The following is a 22,669-nucleotide window of genomic DNA, read 5'->3' on the forward strand; positions in this document are numbered from 1 at the left end:
GCCCCGGATTTCGCTACGCTGCATCCGGGCTACAAACGACACACCAAGCGTCACATCGGCGGCGTCAAGCCGTCGCGGCCGACGTTGACGCGGTCGGTTTCAAACGAGCCGTCGGGCAGCTTCTTCATGAAGGCGATCACCTTGGCGCCGGTCTTCAGGTCCGCCTTGTCGCCGGGAACATAGGTCACGACAGGTGTGTCGGGCGTGACCTGCACCTTCTTCTCGCCGTCCTTGTACTTGACCAGCAAAGTATGACCGTCATTGCCGACGACGGATTCCGCGACGGTGGCATTTGTCATGCTGCTGTTGGGCTTCAGATCATACGGCCGCGAACCCTCGCCGGTGCCCCGCATGTTTTCGGGAAAGACATGCACCTCGACCGCCTTCGGCACGCCGTCGGGGCCGGGCACCGTGGTCGTGCCGATGAAGGAACCGACCTTGATGTCGGACAGCGCGATCTTGGTGAGGCCGAGCACCACCATATTGCCAGCCATGTGCAACTTGACGTCTTCGCCGCTGCGCGACTTCACCGCCAGCGTATCGCCATCGACGCTCTCGACGATTCCGCGCACCCGCGTCGGCGCCGGCGGCTGCTGCGCAAGCGCGTAAAGTGTGGACGTCGTCACCATCGCAAACGCAATGAACGGACGAACGAGATGGGAACTGCTGGCAGGCATGGTGATCTCCGGGAGGGAACGCGGGGGGACTAACACGAGACCCCGAGCCGGAGACGCTATTCCGGGCCTCAAGTCTTTGTGAGATCGGCCTCGACAAGCGCACGCAATTCCGGCGTGACCTGCGGGCGCTGGCCGAACCACAATTCGAAACCGCGCACCGCCTGGTGCAGCAGCATGCCGAGCCCATCTGCCGTCTTCAGGCCACGCGCCTCCGCCGCCGCGAGCAGCGGCGTCACCAGCGGCACATAGACGATATCGGAAACAACCGCATGTTGCGGCAGCAACCCCACATCCACCTCGAGCGCGGGCTGGCCATGCTGGCCGAGCGACGTGGCGTTCACCAGCAGCCCTGCGCGCGGCAGCAACTCGCCAACCGCGTCCCACGTCGCGGGATGAACGCGCGCGTCGAACTGGTCGGCCAGCGCACGGGCGCGGCCGATGGTGCGGTTGACCAGATGCACGCGCTTGATGCCGCGCTCGATCAGGCCGAACACCACCGCGCGTGACGCGCCGCCGGCGCCTAGCACCAGCGCGTCCTCGATCTTGTCCCAGCCGGGCGCGCAGGCGTCCAGATTGTTGATGAAGCCTTCGACATCGGTGTTGGTCGAGCGCAACTCGCCGTCGGCGAACCACAGCGTGTTGGCGGCGCCGACCGCGCGGGCGCGCGCGTCCGGCGCCGTCAGCGCCAGCGCCTGCTCCTTGTGCGGGATGGTGACGTTGGCGCCGACGAAGCCGCGCAGCGACAGGCGGAACAGGAAATCCTTGAAATCCTCCGGCGGCACCGCCTCGATCACATAGCCGCCCTCGATGCCGAGCGTGCGCAGCCAGTAATGATGGATCAGCGGCGAGCGGGAATGCGCCGCCGGCCAGCCGATCAGGCACGCGGCGCGAGTTTTGCCTTGAATGTTGCCTTGGATGTTGCCTTGGGATGTCATGGTCGTGACATCGGCCAAGGCAGGCGCGCTGTCAATCCGTCCCGTTCGCGGTTGCGGCAACCAGCACGCTGAGGGCGAACGCGGTGGCCGCGGCGAACCAGATCGCGGCGAGATTGATCCAGTGGTAGGCCAACGCGCCGGCAAGCGCGCCCGCGACCAACGCCGCCCATAGCAGGACGTTCGGCAACCAGGCCCAGCCCCCGCCGCCGGTCAGCGCCGCGGCAATCAGCTGCCCGGCCTTGATCAGCGCTCCCGTGACATAGGTCAGGCCGAGCCCGGCTCCGCCTTCGAGCTGGAACACCGCGTTCTCGAGCCCCATCGCCAATACGATGGCCGCAACCGCCGTGCCCGGCAGGCCATTTGCATAGGCCCCGGCCGCAGCCGCGAGCAGCAGCGCCTCGATGAGCAGGATCAGCGGCTGGCGACGCGCAATGCGGCTGAGCACGATCAAGCTGCCGGCCGCAGCCCCCGCGACGAACAGCACGATCAGTTCCAGCGCTTCGAGGGCATGCTGCCAATGGCCCTCGGCGAGCGTCACGCCGAGCCGCGTCGAGTTGCCGCTCATGAAGGACACGAACAGCCCGCCGAGATGCAGGTAGCCGATGGCATCGACATAGCCGGCCAGCGCGCTGAGCGCGCAGGCCAGCGCCAGGTTACGGCGGGATTCAAGCATGCTGTCCTTGCGCCCCCATCAGGGACGCAAGCTAGCTGGCTGCGGACGCGCTGCCAACGATCTCCCCATCTCCCGTCATTCCGGGGCGATGCGCAGCGTCGAACCCGGAATCTCGATATGCCGGGTTCGCTCGCTCACGCGAGCGCTCCGGAATGACGGCGAGTTGTTCACGCCGCGTCGCGATGCGCGGCGATGATCTGGTCGGCGGCGCGGCCCGTCACTTCGGCCATGCGGTCGAACTGGCGGGTGAAGGTGCCGGCGCCGGCAGTCGCCGAGCGCAGCTCGACGATGAGGTCGCCGATCTCGGATTCCGGCATCGTGGCGCGAACGCAGTCCCAGCCGCTCCAGCCCTCGCGGGTGTCGAAGCCGAGGATCTGGCCGCGGCGCGCCGACAGGATCGCATTGATCTTGGCGGTCGCATCGGTCGGGCAGACGATCTCGACCATGTGGATCGGCTCGAGGAGCACCGGCTGGCACTGCGGCAGTCCCTCGCTGACGCCGATCCGCGCCGCGGTGCGGAACGCGAGATCGGACGAGTCGACACTGTGATAGGAGCCATCGGTCAGCGTGACGTCGACGTCGATCACAGGAAAGCCGAGCGGGCCACGCGCCAGCGCGTCGACGACGCCCTCCTCCACTGCGCCGATATAGTTGCGCGGCACCGCGCCACCGACCACCTTCTCGTGGAATTCGAAGCCAGATCCGCGCGGCTTCGGCTTGATGTCGAGCACGACATCGCCGAACTGGCCATGGCCGCCGGACTGCTTCTTGTGCCGGCCGCGCTGGGTAATGGCCTTGCGGATGGTCTCCTGGTAGCCGATCGCCGGCGGATGCGATTTGACGTTGACGCCGTAGCGGTCCTTCAGCCGCTCCTGCGCGACGCGCAGATGCATCTCGCCCTGCCCCCACAGCACGGTGTCGTGGGTGCGCGGGTCCTGGATCATGGTCAGCGACGGATCCTCCTCGTTCAGCCGCAGCAGCGCCTGGCCGAGCTTGACGTCGTCCTTGCGGTCGGTCGCTGATATCGAGATCGACAGCACCGGCGCGGCGGGCTCGATCTTGACCAGCGAGGCCGGGGCCGTCTTGCCGCTCGAGACCGTATCGCCGGTCTTGATCGCGTCGAGCTTGCCGAGCGCAACCGTATCGCCGGCCTCGGCCGACGGCCGCTTGCTGTCATGCGTGCCCGAGACCGCAAGGATGCCGGAGACGCGCCCAGTCTCGCCGCTTGAGGATTGCAGCGTTGCGCCGTCGTCGAGCCGGCCTGCGAGCACGCGCGCCAGAGACAGCTTGCCGCCGTGCTGCAGATGCACGGTCTTGAACACATAGGCCAGCGCATCCTTCTGGTCCTTGGCGCCGAGCCGCTTGGCGGTCTCGGCAACGCCGGGCGCCTCGTGGCGCAGCGCCTTCATCAGGCGAAGCACGCCGTTCTCGCGGCTCGCCGCACCAAGCAGCACCGGACAGATCAGTCCTTCGCGCAGTTCGCGCGCGAGATCGTCGAACACGGCATCGCGCGGCGGCTGGATATCCTCCAGCAGTTGCTCCATCAACGCATCGTCGTGATCGGCGAGCTTCTCCAGCATCGAGAAGCGCGCTTCCTTCTCGCGGTCGAGATTGCCGCCCTCCAGCACCATTACCTCCGAGGGCTTGTGCTCACGATAGACGAAGGCGCGCTCCAGCGCGAGATCGACGAAGCCTTCGATCAGATCGCCATTCCAGATCGGGATCTGGCGCAGCACCAGCGGCACGCGCGAGGCTGGCTGCAGCGTCGCAAGCGTCTCGCGGACGCGCTTGTTGGCGCGGTCGATCTTGTTCAGGAACAGGAAACGGGGAATTCCGAGGTCCTCGAGCTCGCGCAGGATGATCTGCAGCTGCGGCAGCTTCTTCTCGTCAGCCTCGCAGACCACGACCGCGGCATCGACCGCCGGCAACGCGGCACGCATGTCGTGCGCGAATTCGATCGAGCCGGGGCAATCGATAAAGGTGTAGCTGTCCCCCATAAAGGTGGTGGTGGCGGCGGTCAGGCCTACGCCCATCTTGTGTTGACGCGCCTCGGGGCTGGCATCGCCGACGGAGGTTCCGGCATCGACGCTGCCGGCAGTCTTGATGGCGCCCGTGCGCGCCAGGATCGCTTCCAGAAGTGTGGTTTTACCGCTTTGGAAAGGGCCCACCAATGCGATGCACCGTGGACCTCGGGGACTTCTGACGTCTTGTCCCATTGCCGCCTCCTCGTGTTGGAGCTCGGCCCATGATTGGGTCGGCGACCTTTGATCGTCCGCCCGTCCCGGGATTTTGGCAAGCCGGAAAACTCGCTGCGGTGCGGCGGCGCGGCGCAAAGCCGCGCGCCGATCGCTTCGCGCGTTAGCGCCCCGGACGGAGCTCCAGGCTCTCGAGGCCGGCGGCAATGTTGACGCCGACCTGGCCCTGCACGCTGAGCGGCTGCAGAGCGATGGTGTTGTCGGAGCCGCCGACCAGCACGTTGCCGCCGACGCCGACGCCAAGCGTCGCGCTGCCCTGCGCGCCGGCATAATTACCGGAGAGCGCACCCGGACCGAGCCGCTCCACCGGTGCGTAGACGCCCCAGGCCAGCGCCGATTCCTGGGTGATGCCGAGATCCACGCCGACCTTCTGGATGGTCGCGATGTAGCGATCCTCAGGCAGGCCATTGGCACGCAACACGCAACCGAGATGGGTCACCGAGCCGACGATGAAGCCGACGCTCGCGCCACCACGGCATTCCAGGACGCCGACCTGTACGCGCTGGCTCGGTTGTTGGGCGCTGGCGCCAGCGATTGCGGTCAGCGCGGCGATGGCGGCACCGGCAAGGAGAGTAAAGCGACGCATGATGGAGAGTCTCCGGCTGAGAGGCATGACGCGAGCAAACAACGGAACGGCGCCGTGTCTGCGGCGCCTTGCGCATCCTATGCCACAACATCGGATGCACAGCCAGAATTTGCGGTGCTCGACCACCGATTGTTGCGGGATGTGGCGGCACTGCTCCTTCATTCGAGCCTGCCGATCCTGGTCGGGCAACGGACAGCGGACAACAAAAAAAGAGGCCCGCTTCCGCGGGCCTCTTTGATCGAACACCAACCAGCTTAGTGGTGGTGATGATGACGGTGGTGGCGATGATGACGGCGCGGACCCGCGGTGCGGACCGGCTCGAGATCGATCCCGGCGATGCCGGCCGCAACGTTGAGGCCGGTCTGGCCCTGCACGCTGATCGGCTGCAGCGCGTAGGCGTTGTTCGGGCCGCCGAACAGGAAGTTACCGCCGGCGCCGAGGCCGACCGAAGCGTTGACGCCGACGCCGCCGTAGCTGCCGGCGAGCGCACCGCGCGGAACCACCGTGGTCGGCGCGCTCACGGCCCAGGCGAGCTGGGTCGTCGCGGTGACGCCGAGGTCGACGCCGATCCGCTTCACGGTCGCAACATAGGGCTCGGGGCGGCGGCCGCCGCTCTGGAACACGCATTCGAGGCGGGCGACAGAGCCGACGACGAAGCCGACATTCTCGCCGCCATGGCATTGCAGGACCCCAGCCTGAACCTGAGGCTGCTGCGCGTTGGCAGTGGCGAACGGCGCCAGCAACGCAAGCGCTGCAAGGGTGAGAGTCGAAAGTCGCATTATCTGTCTCCGCAAGGTGAACTGAACTGGAATTTGTGCGGCGGACACAAAGCAAGGCTCGTGTCCAAAACAAGGCAGTTCGCAAAGAGGCCGTAAAAACTTCCTGCGTGTGGCATCGATGTTCGCGCACACGCACGTGAGATGAGCGTGTTGTGATTTGACTCTGCGATTTTACCGCTGCGCTTCGTCAATGCACAAACAGAAACGCTCCCGCACCAGGTGTGGGAGCGTTTACCGGTTCGAAACCAACTACCGCAGATTACCGCAGAAGCGCTGGATGCGCTTGCAGGCATCCTCGAGATCCGAGGTCTTGGTGGCGTAGGAGATGCGGAACGCAGGTCCAAGGCCGAACGCCGACCCCTGCACGACCGCGACGCCTTCGCTCTCGAGCAGCTCGGTGACGAAGGCTTCGTCGTTGTCGATCACCTTGCCCGATGGCGCCTTCTTGCCGATGGTGCCAGCGCAGGACGGATAGACGTAGAACGCGCCTTCCGGCCGCGGGCACTCGATGCCGTTCGCCTGGTTCAGCATCGACACCACGAGGTCGCGGCGTTCCTTGAACACCTTGTTGTTCGCGGCGATGAAGTCCTGCGGACCGTTGAGCGCCTCGACCGACGCCCACTGCGCGATCGACGACGGATTCGAGGTCGACTGCGACTGGATCGTCGCCATCGCCTTGATCAGCTGCGCCGGGCCGCCGGCATAGCCGATGCGCCAGCCGGTCATGCAATAGGCCTTCGACACGCCGTTCACGGTCAGCGTGCGGTCGTAGAGGCTCGGCTCGACCTGCGCCGCGGTGGTGAAGACGAAGTCGTCATAGACGAGGTGCTCGTACATGTCGTCGGTCATCACCCAGACATGCGGATGCCGGACCAGCACGTCGGTGATCGCCTTGAGCTCGCTCTTCGTATAGGCCGAGCCGGTCGGGTTCGACGGCGAGCACAGGATCACCCATTTGGTCTTCGGCGTGATCGCCTTCTCGAGATCTTCCGGGCGCAGCTTGAAGCCGGTCGAGGCCGGGCAAACCACCGGCACCGACTCGCCGCCGGCGAGCGCCACCATCTCGGGATAGCTGACCCAGTACGGCGCCGGGATGATCACCTCGTCGCCCGGATTGATGGTCGCCATCAGCGCGTTGTAGAGCACCTGCTTGCCGCCGGTGCCGACGATGATCTGGTTCGGCTTGTAGCTCAGGCCGTTCTCGCGCGAGAACTTGTTGATGATGGCTTCCTTGAGCTCCGGAATGCCGCCGACATCGGTGTACTTGGTCTTGCCGGCCTCGATCGCGTGGATCGCCGCAAGCTTGATGTTGGCGGGCGTGTCGAAGTCAGGCTCGCCGGCGCCGAGGCCGATGACGTTGCGGCCCGCGGCTTTCAGCGCGCGTGCTTTGTCCGTGACCGCGATCGTCGCGGACGGCTTCACACGGTCGAGCGCAGCGGACAGGAAGGCCATTATCATCTCCTGGCAAACGTCGTGAGCCGTTGGGCCACGACTTGATTTGAATGGGATCGCGGCACCCTAGGCCTGTCGCCGCTGCATCGCAAGAAGCTTGGCGGTCAAGCACGAAAACTTTCCCGCACGGTGCGCGACACGCGCAATATTCCGCAAGTTCCAGCCTCAAATGACTCATATCCGGCAAGCCCGCTGTGGCCGCTTCAGCCTTGCCGGCAAGGCCTGCGGCCGCGTGCGCTGGCGCGGATTGCTCCGAGGACAATTGCCGCGTGGCGCGTGTCTGATGGCGCCGACCGCAGGCGGTCCGGTGCGGCCGCCAAGGGCACATCGCGCGACCGGGATGGCGTTAACGTTTGTGAACTGCCGCGCGCCGGCCAACCTATCGACCTCGGCATCGACAGCATCGACCGGCACCATGCACAGCGTCGCGCGGCCGTGATCCCTGTTGTTCTGCCGTGTTGATGGAATCGTTCTGCGCGTGTGCAGTGCGGTAGACGTTTCGACTTTTTCCACGTTTCAGGGCTTGCGACGCACCCCCGTCGGCATCATTGTTTAGCGGCGTTGCGGTGTGACAGGCCGCGCAACTTTGAAGCGTACCGTCTCCTGACCCGAGTGAATCCCGACGCAATGTACAAGCTCTATTCGATGCAGCGCTCCGGCAACAGCTACAAGGTCCGGCTGGCGCTTGCGGTGCTGAACACGCCGTACCAGGCGATCGAGATCGACATCCTGCACGGCGAGAGCCGCACCCCGGACTTCCTGGCCAAGAATCCGAGCGGCCAGGTGCCGCTGCTCGAGGTTGCCGACGGCCGCTATCTCGCCGAGTCCAACGCCATCCTCTGGTACGTCGCGATCGGCACGCCGCTGGCGCCGGAGTCGCGGATCGAGCGCGCCGAGGCGCTGCAATGGATGTTCTTCGAGCAGCACGCGCTGGAGCCGAATATCGGCGCCGCCTACTTCTGGCTGTCGCTGGTCAAGGGCGGGCGCGACCTGCAGACCCACGCACTGGAGGACTGGATGGAGCGCGGCTATGCGGCGCTGCAGGTGATGGAAAATCACCTCAAGGGGCACGCCTATTTCGCCGCCGAACAATTTACGGTCGCCGACATCGCCCTCTACGGCTACACCCACGTCGCCGACCGCTGCGACTTCGACCTGGCGACCTTCCCGTCGATCCGCGCCTGGCTGAAACGGGTCGAGCAGACGCCCGGATTTGTCTCGATGGATTGGCAGCCTAGTGCCGGGGCCGAGCCTCAGGCCCGCCTTGTGGCAGGCGTTTGAACAACTCGGTCTGAATTCCGGGGATAGCGGGAAAACTGCCCAAACAACGGGCAAAACCCTCGCCAGCGCCGCATTTTCGCCGTTTTCGGGGGGCTTCGCCGCCGCAATGTTGCCGGTGACGCTGGGCAGATTCGCGCGGATGTCGCGAGTGATTCGCTCGCGGCCTGAGGGATTTACACCATGACACGGTGGTCCGGCACGGCAGGCTTCCATGGCCGCCCTGCCCCAGTGGCATCATCCCGCCTGACCAACGCCATCGCGGCGTCGCTCGCGCTTGGCGCACTGACGCTGTGCCTGGTGGTCGCCGTGACGGTGCTGTCGAGCAACATCAGCATGGCGACATCGATCCCGGCGTAATCCAGCAAATTCCTTTGGCACCTGATCCGCGGCAAGGCGCGGGAGAGACAGCGGCGCGACATGATGAAGACCCCCGTCGGACTTGTGACCGTGACGCTGTCGGTGGCGATCCTGCTGGCCGCCTCGCTCCTGATCGTGACCGGCACGCAGGGCGAAGACCGCGCGCACCCCGCGCATGTCACGACGCCTGCCGCCAGACCGGCCCCGCACCGCTAAAGCACTTTTGAGCGCGAGCGCTAGCTCCATTTGTGGAAGATGAAGAACGCGCCGGCGGCGATGAAGGCGAATCCGAGCGCGTGATTCCAGCCCAGCGGCTCCTTCAGATACAGCACCGAGAAGCCGGCGAACACGACCAGCGTGATCACCTCCTGCATGGTCTTGAGTTGCGCCGCGCTGTAGACCTCGCTGCCCCAGCGATTGGCCGGCACTGCCAGCCAGTATTCGAAGAAGGCTATGCCCCAGCTCACCATGATGACGATGGGGAGCGAATGATCCTTGAACTTGAGATGGCCGTACCAGGCGAAGGTCATGAAGACGTTCGAGGCGAACAGCATCAGGATCGGCAGCAGCGAAGGCAAAATGGCGGGCATCGATGTCCTCTTGCAAGCACGGCACGCGGTAACCCGAAGGCCCGGAACCGGGTTCCGTGCCGATCTGCATATCATTTGATTTGAAAGCAGCGAAAGCTGGTTCGGCCGGCGCAAGGCCGGCTTAACGGTCGGGGCGGAAATCCCGGCGCCGTTGCGGAGCTGTCGTCAAACTACCGCTTTATCGTTCGTTTGACAGATAGCGAGAACGCGCGTGCGGTTTGATTGGCGTGCAATTTCAGGTCCGGCCCTCACGGCGATCACGGCGCTCGCCGCCTTCCTGATCGATCGTCTCCTTGTCCCCGTCCCCAACCCTGCGCCGCTGTTCGTCTGCATCGTGGCGCTCGCCAGCTCGGTCAGCGGCATCACCTCAGGGCTGATCTCCGCCACAATCGCGGTGGCTGCCTCGGCGCTGTTCTTCCTCGACCACCGTGCGCTGCCCGGCTACGACACCGCCGACGTCGCGCGGATGCTGATGCTGGCCGCGACCGCGGCCGGCACCGCCCTGATCACCGGAATGCTGCGGCAGAAATGGATCGACGCCTTTGCCGCGGACCAGCAGCATCACGCAACCTCGGCGCGGCTCGCCGCCGCACTCGACCAGGTCGACATCGGCATCGTGCTGCTCGACGCCGACACCCGCGCCGAATTCATCAACCGCGCCTTCCGCGACTATTTCGCGCTGTCCGACGCGCAAGCCGACAGCAAGCCGCCGTTCGTCGCGCTGATGTATCATGGCCGCGACACCGGCGCCTACGAATTGCCGGAGGACGAGTTGAGCGCGTTCATCGCCGAGCGCATCGCGATGATGCGATCCGGCGATTCCACGCCGATCAATCTCAATCTCGCCGACGGCCAGGTGCTGCGCTTCAGCTGCACGGCGCTGCCGGACGGTGGCCGCATGCTGAGCTACACGCCGGTGACCGACCTCGTGCGGCACACCGACGATCCTGCGAGAGCCGACGAATATCGCGCACAGCGCGCCGGGCGCGAGCGCCATCTGGCGCGGCTGATGCGCGCCGCCGAGTGACGCACCGGGTGAGCCGCGACCGCGTCGGCAATTGATCCCACGCGATAGCGGCGGTAGAACCGTCGCGATCGATGCGCACGCATCGCGCAACGCGGGATCATCCAAGGTTCGTTCATGTCCGACGACGTCACCATCCGCTTCGTCACGTGCGACGATTACGCCCAATGGCTTCCGCTGTGGGACGGCTACAACGCCTTCTATGAACGATCCGGACCGACTGCGCTCGCGCCCGAGATCACCGCGATGACGTGGCAGCGCTTCTTCGATGCCTACGAGCCGATGCATGCGCTGGTCGCCGACGCCGGCGGCACGCTGCTCGGGCTGACGCATTACCTGTTTCATCGCTCAACCACGGCGATTGCGCCGACCTGCTATCTGCAAGATCTGTTCACCAGCGAGGCCGCACGCGGCAAGGGCGTCGGCCGCGCCCTGATCAACGGCGTCTACGCGCAGGCCAAGCTCGCGGGATCGCCGCGCGTCTACTGGCAGACGCATGAGACCAACCACACCGCGATGCAGCTTTATGACAAGGTCGCGGACAGACCCGGCTTCGTCATCTATCGCAAGATTCTCTGAGCGCGCCTGCGCAGCGTGTGGATCGAATAAAGATGTCACCGGCGCGTTACAAAGCCCGGCTAGGCTTCCGCTTGCGTAAGATCAGGCCCCCCGTCTCAGATCTCGCGCCCCGAGCGGTCCCCGTCAGTCGCCGCGTCTGACCGGGACCGCTTTTTTTGCGGCACTGCTTTCATGACATTGCGTTTGTGACACTGCCCTGCGCGGTCGCCGGTAGGGCAGCACCCTTGCTGGCGCTTGGTTGTGTGACAATGCGCAGCATCCTTGCCGAGATCACATATCTCGTCATTCCGGGATGCGCCGAAGGCGCAGGCCCGGAATCCATTTCACCGCCTACGCTGTGGCCCGATGGATTCCGGGCGCGCGACTAGATCGCGCCCTGGAATGACGGTAGAGCGAGTCCTAAACCACCAGCCCCTTCATCGGCTTCACCGGCGCGCTGTCCGGAAACACCGCGTCGGCCAGCACGCGCTCGCCGAGGCCGAACTGGTCGTGCAGCACGCCCTTGATCACGGCGCGCAGGTCGGTGGTCGGGGCGAGGTCGCGGGCCTGATAGAGATTGGCGGGCTTGAGGCCCGGCCAGTCGGTGATCATGCGGCCGCCGTTGACCGCGCCGCCGGCGAGCAGCGCGATGGTGCCGGTGCCGTGGTCGGTGCCCTCGGTGCCGTTGATGCGCGCGGTGCGGCCGAACTCGGTGGCGACCACGATCACGGTGTCGCGCCAGCGCGCGCCGAGACCGCTCTGAAATTCCGCCAGCGCACCGTCGAGCCCGCCGAGCAGCTGCGCGAGCCGGCCGACCGATCCGCCTTCGTTGGCGTGGGTATCCCAGCCGTCGAAGGCTAGCGCGCCGATCCGTGGGCCGTCATCCGCCGCCATCAGCTTGGCGGCGCCGCGCGCCACGAGGCGCATCGCCGCCACGGCGCCACCGCCGGGCTGCGGCTTCATCTCGTTGCCCTGCGCCTGCTTCTCGAGCTGCAAGCCTTGCGTCAGTGCGCTCGCCAGCGCCGGATCGCGATGCTGGTAGAGATCGAGCAGCCGCATCGCGGTGTCGTCAGCGGCTTGCGGCAGCGCGGTCGGCGCCCAGCCGACGGTCGGCGCGGCGCCGCGCAGAACCAGCGGCGTGGTCGGGCCGACGGCAAGCGCACTCGTCACCCGCTCGCCCTTTGGCAATGCTTCGAGCGCGCGGTTGAGCCAGCCCGATTGCACCCGGCCGGGACCGGGGAAGCCGCTCTCCAGCACGTCCTGGCCATCGAAATGCGAGCGGTCGCGATAGGAGGTCGCAACCGCATGAACCACCGCCGCCTGCTTGGCGCGGTACATCCGCGAAAATTCCGGCATCGCCGGATGCAGGCCGAAGAAGGAATCGAGCATCACGGCCGCGTTCGGCCCGTCGGCCTTCAGCGCGATCGCGCCGTGCAGGCCGGCATAGTCGGGGTCGCCGACCGGTGCCACGGTAGCAAGGCCATCGAGCGCGCCGCGCAGGATGATGGTGACGAAGCGCGGATCGCGGCCATCGGCGGCGCGCGCAAATTTCGGCAAATAAGCCCAGGCCGCGAACGAGGCACCGCCGAGCAGCAGCGCGCGCCGCGATGTCGCCTGCAGCATCAGGCTCTCGGAGCAATCCATGATCATCTCCTCTGGAATTCCGGCGACATCAACAGCAGCGCCAGCGCCTGCTGCCGCGATTCCGCGCGCTCGATGGTGCGCCGCGTCTCTGCAGAAGCGGCATCCGCCGCGATCAATTCGAGCAGGTCGCGCGGGTCGAACCGGTCGGCGAGCTGGGAGCCGAGCTGCGCCGAGATGTCGAGCCTGAGCTTGATGCCTTCAGGCGCGGCCCAGGCCGCAGCGGTGTCCGGGAAACCGTTTGGCCCGGCCGGCGACCACAGCGGCTGACCGAGCACATTGAGACCGTTGAGATAGCGACCCGGATCCTCCGGATTGCGGGCCAGCAAACGGCCGGAGGCGAGCAGGAATTCGTAAGGCGAGCGCATCTTCGTCAGCGGCGCCTGCCAGGCCTCGGTGGACTGAACGAGTGCGGTGGCCAGTGCCCTGAGATCGCCGTCGGTCTTGATGAAGGTGTCTTGCAGCTTCGTCACCAGCGCCGGCGGCGGATCGTCGGCGACGAAATGACGGGCGAACTTGGTCGCGATGAACTTTGCGGTCGAGGGATGTCGCGCGATATCTGATAGCACCGCCTCGCCCTGGGCGAGGCCGGCTTGCGCATAGGTCTTGCCCAACACCTGCTGCGGCCCGGGCTGATGCGCATTGGCATTGAACACGAAGCTGCCGGGCGCGCCTAACTGGCCCTTGCGGCCGGCAAAGGTCCAGCCGGTGATGACCCGCGCCAGCGCCGTGACGTCGTCCTGGGTGTAGCCGCCGCCGACGCCGAGCGTATGCAGCTCCATGATCTCGCGCGCGAGGTTTTCATTGAGGCCGCGGTTGCGGTTGATGCCGGCGCGCGACTCCGGACCGAGCGATTGCTGATTGTCGAGGAAGAACAGCATCGCCGGATGCTGCTCGACGGCCTTCAGCATGTCCGAGAAACGGCCGAGCACGTGCGGGCGGATCGCCTCGCGCTCGAACGAGCCGGCCCACATCCGCGCCAGCGCGCCCTTGTTGGCCGAGATGCAGAAGTGGTTGGACCAAAACACCACCAGCCGCTCGACGAAGCCGCAATCGGCGACCACGCCGCGCTGCAGCCGCGCCAGCGCCTCGGCACGAAACGTTTTCTGGATAATGTTGAGCGGCTGCGCCGGCGGCTTGGGCGGACTGGCCACCGTCTGCATCGTCGGAGGCTGCATCGTCGCGGACGGCATCACTGCCGCATTGGCGCCATCCGCCGGCTGCGGTTGCATCGCCGGATCCTTGCCGGCGATCTCCTTGGCAGCAGTCGAGAGCGACAGATTGCGCCGCTGCGGCGGCGTCGCGTCCGGCGCCTGCGGCGGCGTCTCGCTCGCGCCTTGCTGCGCGGTCTTCGCGGCATTGCGCGCCTGCTGGATCTCGAACTGATAGTCGAACACCTGCTTGCCGAGCTCCGGCGTCGAAAGCAGGCCCGGCACTTCGAGCAGCGCGCCGTTCGGACGCGCCAGCTCCGCCAGCACGAAACCGCGCGGATCGGAGGCCGCGTTGATGAGATCACCGGACGCCCCGCCGCGGGCGCCAAATCCAAACCGGTTTAGAGCAATCAGCGCGGCTTGCGAATCACGGGCCATCAGAATTCCCTTAAACGATTCCCTTGGCCGTCCATCCCGGCTATATCTGTTGCCCGGCATCATAGCGCGGTCCGGGATGAACCCGAGATTAATTCGCGCATTAAATCGCGGTTAGAATGGACCTCTCGTCACACCATCGTTCCGAACAGACATCACCGCGCCGGCTTGCCTGCACGGCATGCGGCAGTGAATTTTCCTGCTCGCTCACGGAATCGTGCTGGTGTTCCGACGAGAGCTTCCGCCTGCCGATGCCGACCGATAGCGGCGACTGCCTGTGCCCCGCATGCTTGCGGAAACTGGCGGAACAGCAAGCCGCGGTGAGCGCCTCGTGAACGCACCTTGGACCGTCGACGCCGTCCTGCTCGACATGGACGGCACGCTGCTCGACACCGAGAAGGTCTATTTCGACAGCCTGGTCGCGGCGCTGAATGCGTGCGGCTACACGGATGGCGTCGTTGCGCTGTGCCATTCGATGGTCGGGCTTCCCGGCCCGGTCTGCGAGGCGATGCTGCGCGACCGCTACGGCGTGGGGTTTCCGCTCGCCGAGGTCAATCGCGCCTTCATCATGACCCGCGACCGCATGTTTGATGCCGGCCTGCCGCTCAAATCAGGCACGATCGCGCTGCTCGACGGCCTCGCCGCCGCCGACTGCCGGACCGCGATCGTGACCTCGTCATCCCGCCGCACCGCCGAACGCCATCTCAGGCTTGCCGGAATCCGCGACCGCTTCGAGACGCTGCTGACGCTCGATGACGTGACCCACGGCAAGCCGGATCCGGAGCTCTATTTGAAGGCGGCCGCGCGGCTCGACGTGAGGCCTGCGGCCTGCATCGCGGTGGAGGATTCCAACCACGGCGTCGCCGCCGCCCACGCCGCCGGCGCCATCACGCTGATGGTGCCGGACATGGCGCCGCCGACCGATGCGACACGCGCGAAATGCGCGGCCGTGCTGCCGGACCTCAACGCGGTGCTGGCGCTGCTGCAGACGCGCGGGGCGCTTTAGCTCGTACTGAGCTTAGGTCAAGAAACGCTGTGCTCCCTCTCCCTTGTTCTGACGGGGAGAGAGTCGCTTATTAAAGATTGCGCTTTGCCCACCAGGCCAGGGCCTGCTCGGTCGTCTTATCTTTGAAGAAGGCGGAGAGTTTTACGACCGCATCCCAATCGTAATGTTCTTGGGACGCGCACAATTCTTTTCCATTCTTGTCGAGCAGACACAGTATCGCCCGTCCAGGGTCCGCTGCCGCCTCACGTGATCAACAACCCGAGTTGCTGGGCTGATCAGTATTTGCACATCGTCAACGGGGAGTTCTACTCGGGCAGTGATCGCCGGGTGCCCTTCTCGGCAAATCAGATCAGACGTGTGCTCATCTTCAGTGTGCTGCCGTTGGACAGTCCAGTGATGTCCGTGGTCGCAATGATAGTGCCGGAAGACTCTCATCAGATCCTTGATATCGTTGAGCGGTCCATGGACGCTTTCCACATACATTATTTTCGGAGCGCGCCCTACCCCCGCCTGTGTCTCGGCTTCCGCAGCACCGTTTCGATCAGCGTGCGCGCAGCCTCACCCGCCGTTTCCATGTAGCTGGCGTCGCGATGCAGCAGCACCACGGCGAACGAGCCGTCCAGCAGCAGCAGGATCTGCCGCGCCAGTTTCAGCGGATCCTTGACCCCCTGCTCCGCGAAGGTCGCGCGCAGCCAGTCCTCGAACTTCTTCTTGTGCGCGGCGCCGATCCGGATCGCGGGATGGCCGGGCATATTGGCAAGCTCGGCCGAGGTGCGCAGGAAGCCGCAGCCCTTCCATTTCGGATGCCGCGCCGAGCGCGCGAGGTTCTTGAAGATCGCCTCGACCTTCCCTGGCACGCCGCCCTCGGTTTCCGAAAACCATTTGCGGAACAGCGCGAGATTGGGCTGATCGCGCGCGGCAAGGTAGGCGGCGACCAGATCGTCCTTGCTCTTGAAGTGATAATACAGCGTGCGCTTGGTGAGGCCGGCCTTGGCGGCGACCTCGTCGACGCTGACGCGGCGGATGCCTTCGCTGTAGAATAGCGCATTCGCCGCCTGGACGATGCGCTCGCGGGTCGGCTCGGAGGATCTGGACATCCCCCGTATGTATACTAACCAGTGAATATACACAATTTCGGCCAGCCACTAGGTTCGGGCCACGAACACCCCTGCCGGAGACTGCGCCATGCCCGACCCCATCCTGCTCGCGATCGACGACGGGATCGCCCTGATCACCCTGAACCGCCCCGCGCAGCTCAACGCGCTCAATTACCAGCTGATCGACCAGCTGATGGCGGCACTCGACCGCGTCGAGGGCGACGCCAGCGTGCGCGCCGTGATCCTGACCGGTGCCGGCGAGCGCGCGTTCTCGGCGGGCGCCGACATCAAGGAATTTTCGGAAAGCGTCAGACAGGGCGCGGCGATCGCGGTGCGCGACTTCGTCCGCCGCGGCCAGGCCATGACCGCGCGGCTCGAAGCCTTCAAGAAGCCGGTCATCGCCGCGGTCAACGGGCTTGCCTTCGGCGGCGGCTGCGAAATCACCGAGGCGGTACATCTCGCCATCGCCAGCGACCGCGCGCTGTTTGCAAAACCCGAGATCAAGCTCGGCATGCCCCCGACCTTCGGCGGCACGCAGCGGCTGCCCCGGCTGGCCGGACGCAAGCGCGCGCTCGAACTGTTATTGGCCGGCGATCCGTTCCCGCCCGAGCACGCGCGCGAGATCGGGCTGGTCAACCGGATCGTGCCGCATGATCAATTGCTGGCCGCGGCGCACGAACTTGCCGGCCGCATCACCAGGCATTCGCCCGGCTCCGTTGCCGGCACCATCACCGCGGCGACCCGCGGCCTCAACATGCCGATCGCCGAGGGCCTCTTGGTCGAGAGCGAGCAGTTCGCCGCGCTGGTGCCGGGCCGAGATCTCGCCGAGGGGCTGGCGGCATGGAAGGAGCGGCGGCCGGCGAAGTATGTCGGGGCGTGACTGCGCTGCTCCCACGTCCGTCATTGCGAGGAGCGAAGCTACGAAGCAATCCATCCATCCGTTAAGCCGGAGAGATGGATTGCTTCGCTTCGCTCGCAATGACGGGGAGAGGCCCGGGCCCTACCGCACCACCGCCGCGGTCTGCCCGAACAGCAGCTTGCGCTCTTCCTCGGTGCGGATCGCGGGCTGGCCGAAATTCGGGTTGACCTCCTTCGCCTTGGCATAGGCGCGCTCGGTCGCCGGGCGCTTGCCGATGGTCTCCAGCCAGCGCTTCAGATGCGGGAAGTCGTCGATCTCCTGGCCCTGGTTCTTGTAGGGCACGACCCAGGGATAGCTCGCCATGTCGGCGATCGAGTACTCGCCGGCGACGAACTCGCGGTCGGCGAGCCGCTTGTTGAGCACGCCGTAGAGGCGGTTGGTCTCGTTGACATAGCGGTCGATCGCGTAAGGCAGCTTCTCGACCGCGTAGTTGCGGAAATGATGGTTCTGCCCGGCCATCGGCCCGAGCCCGCCCATCTGCCAGAACGTCCACTGGATTGCGTCATAGCGGCCGTAGAGATCGGCGGGCAGGAATTTTCCGGTCTTTTCGGCGAGATAGAGCAGGATCGCGCCGGACTCGAACAGGGAGATCGGCTTGCCGCCGCCCTTCGGCGCGTGATCGACGATCGCCGGGATGCGGTTGTTCGGCGCGACCTGCAGAAAGTCCGGCTTGAACTGATCGCCCTTGCCGATGTTCACCGGGAAAATCCTGTACTCCAATCCGGTCTCTTCGAGGAACATCGTGATCTTGTGGCCGTTCGGCGTGGACCAGTAGTGGAGGTCGATCATGGGCGTGATCCTGTTGTCGCGAGATGTCGCGCAGTGAAAGATGCGTTTGCATGAATTTGAATAATCCGGATGCCAAGTCAATGGTGCAGGCTGCCATCCGCGCGCAATTGTGATCAACCAATTGAGCGGGCGTGCGATCGGGCCTAAGCTGTCCGAACAGTTTGAATTTGTTTTCATGTCGATGTTTTGGAGAGGGAGGAATTGCGATGATCAAGGATCTGGCACGGCGCGACTTTCTGAAGGGCTCCGCGGCACTCGCCGGCGCCGCGGCTGCGGGCGCATTCTCCTGTGTCGAGATCGCGAGTGCGGCGCCGATCCAGGTGCCGACCGTCGACAAGCTCTCGATCCGCGTGCTGGTCGATTCCAGCTACGACCTGTTCTTCAAGCCGAAGCAGTCCGGCGGCGTCACGATCGCGCCGCCGCCGCGTGCCGCCGACTACCAGAAGTCGCTGCATAACGAATGGGGCCTGTCGCTGTGGCTGGAGTCGGAGGCCAAGGGCAGCCAGCGCACGCTGATGCTCGACTACGGCTACACGCCGGACGTGCTGCTCAACAACATGGCGCTGGTCGGCGTCGATCCGGCGAAGATCGACGCGCTGATCGTGAGCCACGGGCATTACGACCATTTCGGCGGCCTCAACGGCTTCCTCGACAAATTCCGCGACAAGCTGCCGGCCGACGTCAAGCTCTATGCCGGCGGCGAAGACAACTTCTGCCACCGCGTCAGCGCGACGCCGACCAAGGGCCAGTTCACCGATTTCGGCACGCTGGACCGGCGCCAGCTCGCGTCGCAACGCATCACCACCGTGCTGTGCGAGACCCCGACCGTGATCGCCGGCCACGCCTTCACGACCGGCAAGATCACCCGCCGCAGCATCGAGCGCGTGTTGCCCAATACCTGGGTCGAGTTCAGCATGAAGGACGGGCTCGGCTGCAACGCCAGCCACTATCTGCCGGCCGAGATGGAAGGCAAGATCGTGCCCGACGAGCACATCCACGAACACGCGACCTGCTTCAACGTGCGCGACTTCGGCCTCGTCGTGATCTCGTCCTGCGGCCATGTCGGCATCGTCAATTCGGTGAAGCAGGCGCAGGAGGTCTCCGGCATCCAGAAAGTGCACGCGATCGTCGGCGGCTTCCACCTCGGGCCGGCCCCAAGGGACTACCTCACCGAGGTGGTCGCCGAGATCAAGAAGCTCGAGCCTGACGTGGTGGTCCCGATGCATTGCTCCGGGCTCAACTTCGTGCAGGAGGCGACCGCGCAGATGGGCGACAAGGTGCTGGTCACGACAACCGGCAGCCGCCTCTCCTTCGGCATATGATCCCGCCGATCCTGCGCGGCATCGTGTACGCCGGCGCCGGCCTGTGGCTGGCGCTGGCGTCCGCGCTGGCCGGCGATGCGCCACGGCAATCGACGCGTTCGGCCGCCGAGATCATGGACATCCTGATGTGGAACAGGGAGCCGGTCGGCGGCCCGTTCGCACTGACCGATCAGGCCGGTCATGAACGCACCGACAGCGAGTTCCACGGCCGGCTGATGCTGGTCTATTTCGGCTTCACCTATTGCCCCGACGTCTGCCCGACCGATCTGCAGGCGATCGGCCTTGCGCTCGACAAGCTCGGCCCCGACGGCGATCAGGTGCAGCCGATCTTCATCACGGTCGATCCCGCGCGCGACACGGCGGCGCATCTTGCGGAGTACGTGCCGCTGTTTCACCCGCGGCTGATCGGGCTGACCGGCAGCGATGATGCGATCCGCAAGGTCGCCGATGCCTACAGGGTCTACTATGCCCAGGTGCCGCTGAAGGATGCCGGCGATTACACCGTCGACCACACCGCCTACATCTACCTGATGGACCGCGACGGCAATTATCTCGGCTTCTTTCCGCCAGGCACGTCGGCCGACCGCATGGTGGAGATCATCCGGCCGCGGCTCGCCGCGCCCGCGCACTGAACCGGCGGTGATGATGGGCTCGGCGCCTTAATGCATCCGCCCATGCGCGCGCAAGAATGTCTCGCCGCGCTCCGTCACCATCACCCGCATGCCCTCGACCGAGGGACGGCGCGCGACATAGCCGCGGTCGACCGCGTCCTCCCAGATCGTCAGCCGCGGGCATGAGGTGCGCCAGACCTCGAGCACCTCGGCATAGGGCCGCGGCTCGCGCGCAACCCATTCCACGAGATCGAGCACCAGCGCGTCCGGGGTCTCAGTCATTTGGTCCTCGCCGGGTCAGCAGGGATTCATCGTCTGCGGTATTTCTGCGCCGCTTGGCCCCTGCCGGCAAACTGAGTTATCTTGCCCTTGCATCAGTTTTCCTGAGGGTTCATGCGGCGGCTGCTCTTTCTCAACGGCATCAAGGCATTCGAGGCCGCGGCGCGGACCGGCAGCTTCGCGGCCGCGGGCAGCGAGCTCAACGTCTCGGCCGCCGCGATCAGCCGGATGGTGCATCTGCTGGAAGAGCGGCTCGGCGTCGCGCTGTTCGAGCGCAAGGCCAACCGCCTCGTCACCACGCCGGCCGGCCGCGCCTATCAGGGCGGGCTGACACCGATCTTCGACGCGCTGGCGAGTCTCACCGCACAGGTCACGGCGTCCGCGAGCGCACGTGTGCTGACCGTCGGCGTCGGACCGACGTTTGCGCTGAAATGGATGATCCCGCACCTCGCCGAGTTCCGCAAGGCGGAGCCGGACATCGAGGTGCGGATCACGACCGGCGGCATGGCGGTGCCGTTCGCCGACGACTGGAGCTGCGGCATCCAGCTCGGCGACGGCCAGTGGCCGGGCCTGGTCGCCGAGCCGCTGTTCGCCGCCGACCTGATGCCGGTGTGCACCGCGCGGCTCGCCAACGCCTTGAAGCGCCCGGCCGACCTCAAGGGACCGAGCCTGATCCGCGTCGCGCATTCGCCCGACGATTGGCCGTCCTGGCTGAAGGCTGCGGGCGTGCCGCGCCTGACGGCGCGCGGGCCGGAATTCCAGTTCTACGGCCAGGCGCTGCAGGCAGCCAGCGACGGGCTCGGGATCGCGATGGGCATCCGGCCCTATATCGACGACGATCTCGCCGCCGGCCGGCTGGTGGCGCCGTTCGCGCTCAGCGTGCCGAAGGGGATGCGCTGGTATCTGGTCTATCGCGGCTTCCATGCCGAGCAGCGCGATTTCGCCGCGTTCCGGCGCTGGATCATCCGCGCCGCCGCGGAGCCGGCCGCGCGCCGCAAGGAAGCGCGCAATGCGTGAGGAGACCATCGACACGCTGGTGATCGGCGGCGGCCAGGCCGGGCTTACCATGAGCCATCGGCTGAAGCAGCGCGGCATCGCCCATCTGGTGCTGGAGCGGCGGCGGATCGCCGAGCGCTGGCGCAGCGAACGCTGGGACGGCCTGATGTTCCAGTTTCCGAACTGGTCGGTGCGGCTGCCGGAGTTTGCGTATCCGCACAGCGATCCCGACGGCTTCTCGGACACCGCGTCCATCATCGCCTTCATCGAGGATTACGCCGCCTTCGTCGCGCCGCCGATCCGCTGCGGTGTCGAGGTGACGAAGCTGCGCCGCGACGCCGGCGGCTTCCTTGCCGAGACCGCCAGCGGCAACATCGCCGCCCGCAACGTCGTCATCGCCACCGGCCCGTATCAGCGGCCGCTGCGGCCCGACGTGCTGCGCGAGCAGCCCGGCCTGTTTCAGGTCCATGCCAGCGGCTACAAGAATCCCGCGCAATTGCCTGACGGCGCGGTGCTGGTGATCGGCGCCGGCGCCTCGGGCGCGCAGATCACCGATGAACTGGTGCGCGCCGGACGCCATGTCTTCCTCTCGGTCGGACGTCACAACCGCCTGCCGCGCCGCTATCGCGGCCGCGACCTGTTCTGGTGGCTGGCCGAGATGGGCATCGACGAGACGCCGGTCGAGCAGCGCGGCCCATCACGCCTGCTGCCGGTGATTTCGGGCGCCCATGGCGGCCACACCATCGATTTCCGCCGCTTTGCCGCCGACGGCGTGACGCTGCTCGGCCGCGTCACGGCGGCGCGCGACGGCGTGCTCGCCATCGCGCCCGATCTCGCCACCAACATCGCCAATGGCGATGCCTACTACGCGACCTTCCTCGGGATCGTCGACGACTTCATCGCAGCTCGCGGCCTGGATTATCCCGACGATCCCTTGGCGCGCGTCCGCCTGCCCGATCCGCCGTGCCTCACTGCGCCGCTGCGCACCATCGACCTCGGCACTGAGCAGATCAGCAGCGTGATCTGGGCCACCGGCTACGGCCTCGATCTCAACTGGATCGACATACCGGTGCTGGACGGCAATGGAGCACCACGACACCGCCACGGCGTCTCCGAGGAGCCGGGCCTGTATTTTCTCGGCCTGCAATGGCTGTTGAAGATGAAATCCTCGTTCCTGTCGGGCGTTGGCGACGACGCGGCCGTGCTCGCCGATCACATCGCGGCCCGCGCCTGATTGGCGCGTTGGTGCGGTTTGG

24 protein-coding genes are annotated in these 22,669 nt (G+C 66.0%); 11 read left to right on the forward strand and 13 right to left on the reverse strand.

Annotated features, from left to right (window positions below; translation table 11 throughout):
- Nucleotides 1-50: 50 nt before the first annotated feature.
- The 7 genes from AKN83_RS26780 to AKN83_RS26810 form a co-directional block, all read right to left on the reverse strand.
- The gene (locus AKN83_RS26780; protein WP_050404402.1) at nucleotides 51-677 is read right to left on the reverse strand and encodes a hypothetical protein; all 627 of its coding nucleotides are present in this window, start codon (nucleotides 675-677) and stop codon (nucleotides 51-53) included.
- A 68-nt stretch (nucleotides 678-745) separates the two neighbouring features.
- Complete coding sequence (locus AKN83_RS26785) at nucleotides 746-1,612, reverse strand: shikimate dehydrogenase (protein ID WP_050404426.1); 867 nt, start codon at nucleotides 1,610-1,612, stop codon at nucleotides 746-748.
- A 31-nt stretch (nucleotides 1,613-1,643) separates the two neighbouring features.
- A complete protein-coding gene (locus tag AKN83_RS26790) occupies nucleotides 1,644-2,285 on the reverse strand; it encodes a YoaK family protein (protein ID WP_050404401.1) in 642 nt (213 codons plus the stop codon).
- A 167-nt stretch (nucleotides 2,286-2,452) separates the two neighbouring features.
- Entirely contained in the window at nucleotides 2,453-4,501 is a 2,049-nt protein-coding gene (locus AKN83_RS26795) for an elongation factor G (protein WP_050404400.1), read from the reverse strand.
- A gap of 142 nt (nucleotides 4,502-4,643) precedes the next feature.
- On the reverse strand, nucleotides 4,644-5,126 hold the full coding sequence (locus AKN83_RS26800; RefSeq protein ID WP_050404399.1) for a DUF992 domain-containing protein: 483 nt from the start codon (nucleotides 5,124-5,126) through the stop codon (nucleotides 4,644-4,646).
- A gap of 254 nt (nucleotides 5,127-5,380) precedes the next feature.
- The gene (locus tag AKN83_RS26805) at nucleotides 5,381-5,905 is read right to left on the reverse strand and encodes a DUF992 domain-containing protein (RefSeq protein WP_050404398.1); all 525 of its coding nucleotides are present in this window, start codon (nucleotides 5,903-5,905) and stop codon (nucleotides 5,381-5,383) included.
- Nucleotides 5,906-6,154: 249 nt separating this feature from the next.
- Complete coding sequence (locus tag AKN83_RS26810; RefSeq protein ID WP_050404397.1) at nucleotides 6,155-7,357, reverse strand: pyridoxal phosphate-dependent aminotransferase; 1,203 nt, start codon at nucleotides 7,355-7,357, stop codon at nucleotides 6,155-6,157.
- Between the two features lie 627 nt (nucleotides 7,358-7,984).
- Between AKN83_RS26810 and AKN83_RS26815 the strand changes: the two genes are divergently transcribed.
- The 3 genes from AKN83_RS26815 to AKN83_RS40695 all read left to right on the forward strand — a co-directional run bounded on the left by AKN83_RS26815 (nucleotide 7,985) and on the right by AKN83_RS40695 (nucleotide 9,211).
- Nucleotides 7,985-8,638, forward strand: a complete 654-nt coding sequence (locus tag AKN83_RS26815; RefSeq protein WP_050404396.1) for a glutathione S-transferase family protein — start codon at nucleotides 7,985-7,987, stop codon at nucleotides 8,636-8,638.
- A 180-nt stretch (nucleotides 8,639-8,818) separates the two neighbouring features.
- Nucleotides 8,819-8,995, forward strand: coding sequence for a hypothetical protein (locus AKN83_RS40690; protein ID WP_172803618.1), 177 nt, complete (start codon nucleotides 8,819-8,821; stop codon nucleotides 8,993-8,995).
- Nucleotides 8,996-9,055: 60 nt separating this feature from the next.
- A complete protein-coding gene (locus AKN83_RS40695; RefSeq protein WP_172803619.1) occupies nucleotides 9,056-9,211 on the forward strand; it encodes a hypothetical protein in 156 nt (51 codons plus the stop codon).
- Between the two features lie 20 nt (nucleotides 9,212-9,231).
- Here the strand turns inward: AKN83_RS40695 and AKN83_RS26820 are convergent, their stop codons facing one another.
- A complete protein-coding gene (locus AKN83_RS26820) occupies nucleotides 9,232-9,585 on the reverse strand; it encodes a DMT family protein (protein WP_050404394.1) in 354 nt (117 codons plus the stop codon).
- A 211-nt stretch (nucleotides 9,586-9,796) separates the two neighbouring features.
- Between AKN83_RS26820 and AKN83_RS26825 the strand changes: the two genes are divergently transcribed.
- Entirely contained in the window at nucleotides 9,797-10,612 is an 816-nt protein-coding gene (locus AKN83_RS26825; RefSeq protein WP_050404393.1) for a PAS domain-containing protein, read from the forward strand.
- Between the two features lie 114 nt (nucleotides 10,613-10,726).
- A complete protein-coding gene (locus AKN83_RS26830; protein WP_050404392.1) occupies nucleotides 10,727-11,188 on the forward strand; it encodes a GNAT family N-acetyltransferase in 462 nt (153 codons plus the stop codon).
- A gap of 399 nt (nucleotides 11,189-11,587) precedes the next feature.
- Here AKN83_RS26830 and AKN83_RS26835 read toward each other — a convergent pair whose 3' ends face one another.
- On the reverse strand, nucleotides 11,588-12,817 hold the full coding sequence (locus AKN83_RS26835) for a DUF1501 domain-containing protein (protein ID WP_050404391.1): 1,230 nt from the start codon (nucleotides 12,815-12,817) through the stop codon (nucleotides 11,588-11,590).
- Nucleotides 12,814-14,397 (reverse strand): DUF1800 domain-containing protein, encoded by a 1,584-nt coding sequence (locus AKN83_RS26840; protein WP_050404390.1) that lies wholly within the window; start codon nucleotides 14,395-14,397, stop codon nucleotides 12,814-12,816. The genes AKN83_RS26835 and AKN83_RS26840 overlap by 4 nt, the downstream gene beginning before the upstream one ends.
- Nucleotides 14,398-14,725: 328 nt before the next feature.
- Here AKN83_RS26840 and AKN83_RS26845 point away from each other — a divergent pair, with 328 nt between their 5' ends.
- Nucleotides 14,726-15,400 (forward strand): HAD family hydrolase, encoded by a 675-nt coding sequence (locus AKN83_RS26845; protein WP_050404389.1) that lies wholly within the window; start codon nucleotides 14,726-14,728, stop codon nucleotides 15,398-15,400.
- Nucleotides 15,401-15,900: 500 nt separating this feature from the next.
- Here the strand turns inward: AKN83_RS26845 and AKN83_RS26850 are convergent, their stop codons facing one another.
- The gene (locus AKN83_RS26850; protein ID WP_050404388.1) at nucleotides 15,901-16,497 is read right to left on the reverse strand and encodes a TetR/AcrR family transcriptional regulator; all 597 of its coding nucleotides are present in this window, start codon (nucleotides 16,495-16,497) and stop codon (nucleotides 15,901-15,903) included.
- Nucleotides 16,498-16,585: 88 nt separating this feature from the next.
- Here AKN83_RS26850 and AKN83_RS26855 point away from each other — a divergent pair, with 88 nt between their 5' ends.
- A complete protein-coding gene (locus AKN83_RS26855; protein ID WP_050404387.1) occupies nucleotides 16,586-17,377 on the forward strand; it encodes a crotonase/enoyl-CoA hydratase family protein in 792 nt (263 codons plus the stop codon).
- Nucleotides 17,378-17,497: 120 nt separating this feature from the next.
- Here AKN83_RS26855 and AKN83_RS26860 read toward each other — a convergent pair whose 3' ends face one another.
- Nucleotides 17,498-18,205, reverse strand: coding sequence for a glutathione binding-like protein (locus AKN83_RS26860; protein WP_050404386.1), 708 nt, complete (start codon nucleotides 18,203-18,205; stop codon nucleotides 17,498-17,500).
- Nucleotides 18,206-18,411: 206 nt separating this feature from the next.
- On the opposite strand from AKN83_RS26860, the gene AKN83_RS26865 reads away from it, so the two are divergent.
- Nucleotides 18,412-19,527 (forward strand): MBL fold metallo-hydrolase, encoded by a 1,116-nt coding sequence (locus AKN83_RS26865; protein WP_050404385.1) that lies wholly within the window; start codon nucleotides 18,412-18,414, stop codon nucleotides 19,525-19,527.
- Nucleotides 19,524-20,159 (forward strand): SCO family protein, encoded by a 636-nt coding sequence (locus AKN83_RS26870; RefSeq protein WP_050404384.1) that lies wholly within the window; start codon nucleotides 19,524-19,526, stop codon nucleotides 20,157-20,159. The genes AKN83_RS26865 and AKN83_RS26870 overlap by 4 nt, the downstream gene beginning before the upstream one ends.
- 27 nt (nucleotides 20,160-20,186) lie before the next feature.
- On the opposite strand, the gene AKN83_RS26875 is transcribed toward AKN83_RS26870, so the two are convergent.
- The gene (locus tag AKN83_RS26875; protein ID WP_050404383.1) at nucleotides 20,187-20,420 is read right to left on the reverse strand and encodes a hypothetical protein; all 234 of its coding nucleotides are present in this window, start codon (nucleotides 20,418-20,420) and stop codon (nucleotides 20,187-20,189) included.
- A gap of 111 nt (nucleotides 20,421-20,531) precedes the next feature.
- On the opposite strand from AKN83_RS26875, the gene AKN83_RS26880 reads away from it, so the two are divergent.
- Both AKN83_RS26880 and AKN83_RS26885 read left to right on the forward strand, forming a co-directional pair.
- Entirely contained in the window at nucleotides 20,532-21,434 is a 903-nt protein-coding gene (locus AKN83_RS26880; RefSeq protein WP_050404382.1) for a LysR substrate-binding domain-containing protein, read from the forward strand.
- Complete coding sequence (locus AKN83_RS26885; RefSeq protein WP_050404381.1) at nucleotides 21,427-22,647, forward strand: NAD(P)-binding domain-containing protein; 1,221 nt, start codon at nucleotides 21,427-21,429, stop codon at nucleotides 22,645-22,647. The genes AKN83_RS26880 and AKN83_RS26885 overlap by 8 nt, the downstream gene beginning before the upstream one ends.
- Nucleotides 22,648-22,669 lie beyond the last annotated feature (22 nt).

The sequence above is a fragment of the Bradyrhizobium embrapense genome (genome assembly GCF_001189235.2).
GTDB classification, from domain to species: domain Bacteria; phylum Pseudomonadota; class Alphaproteobacteria; order Rhizobiales; family Xanthobacteraceae; genus Bradyrhizobium; species Bradyrhizobium embrapense.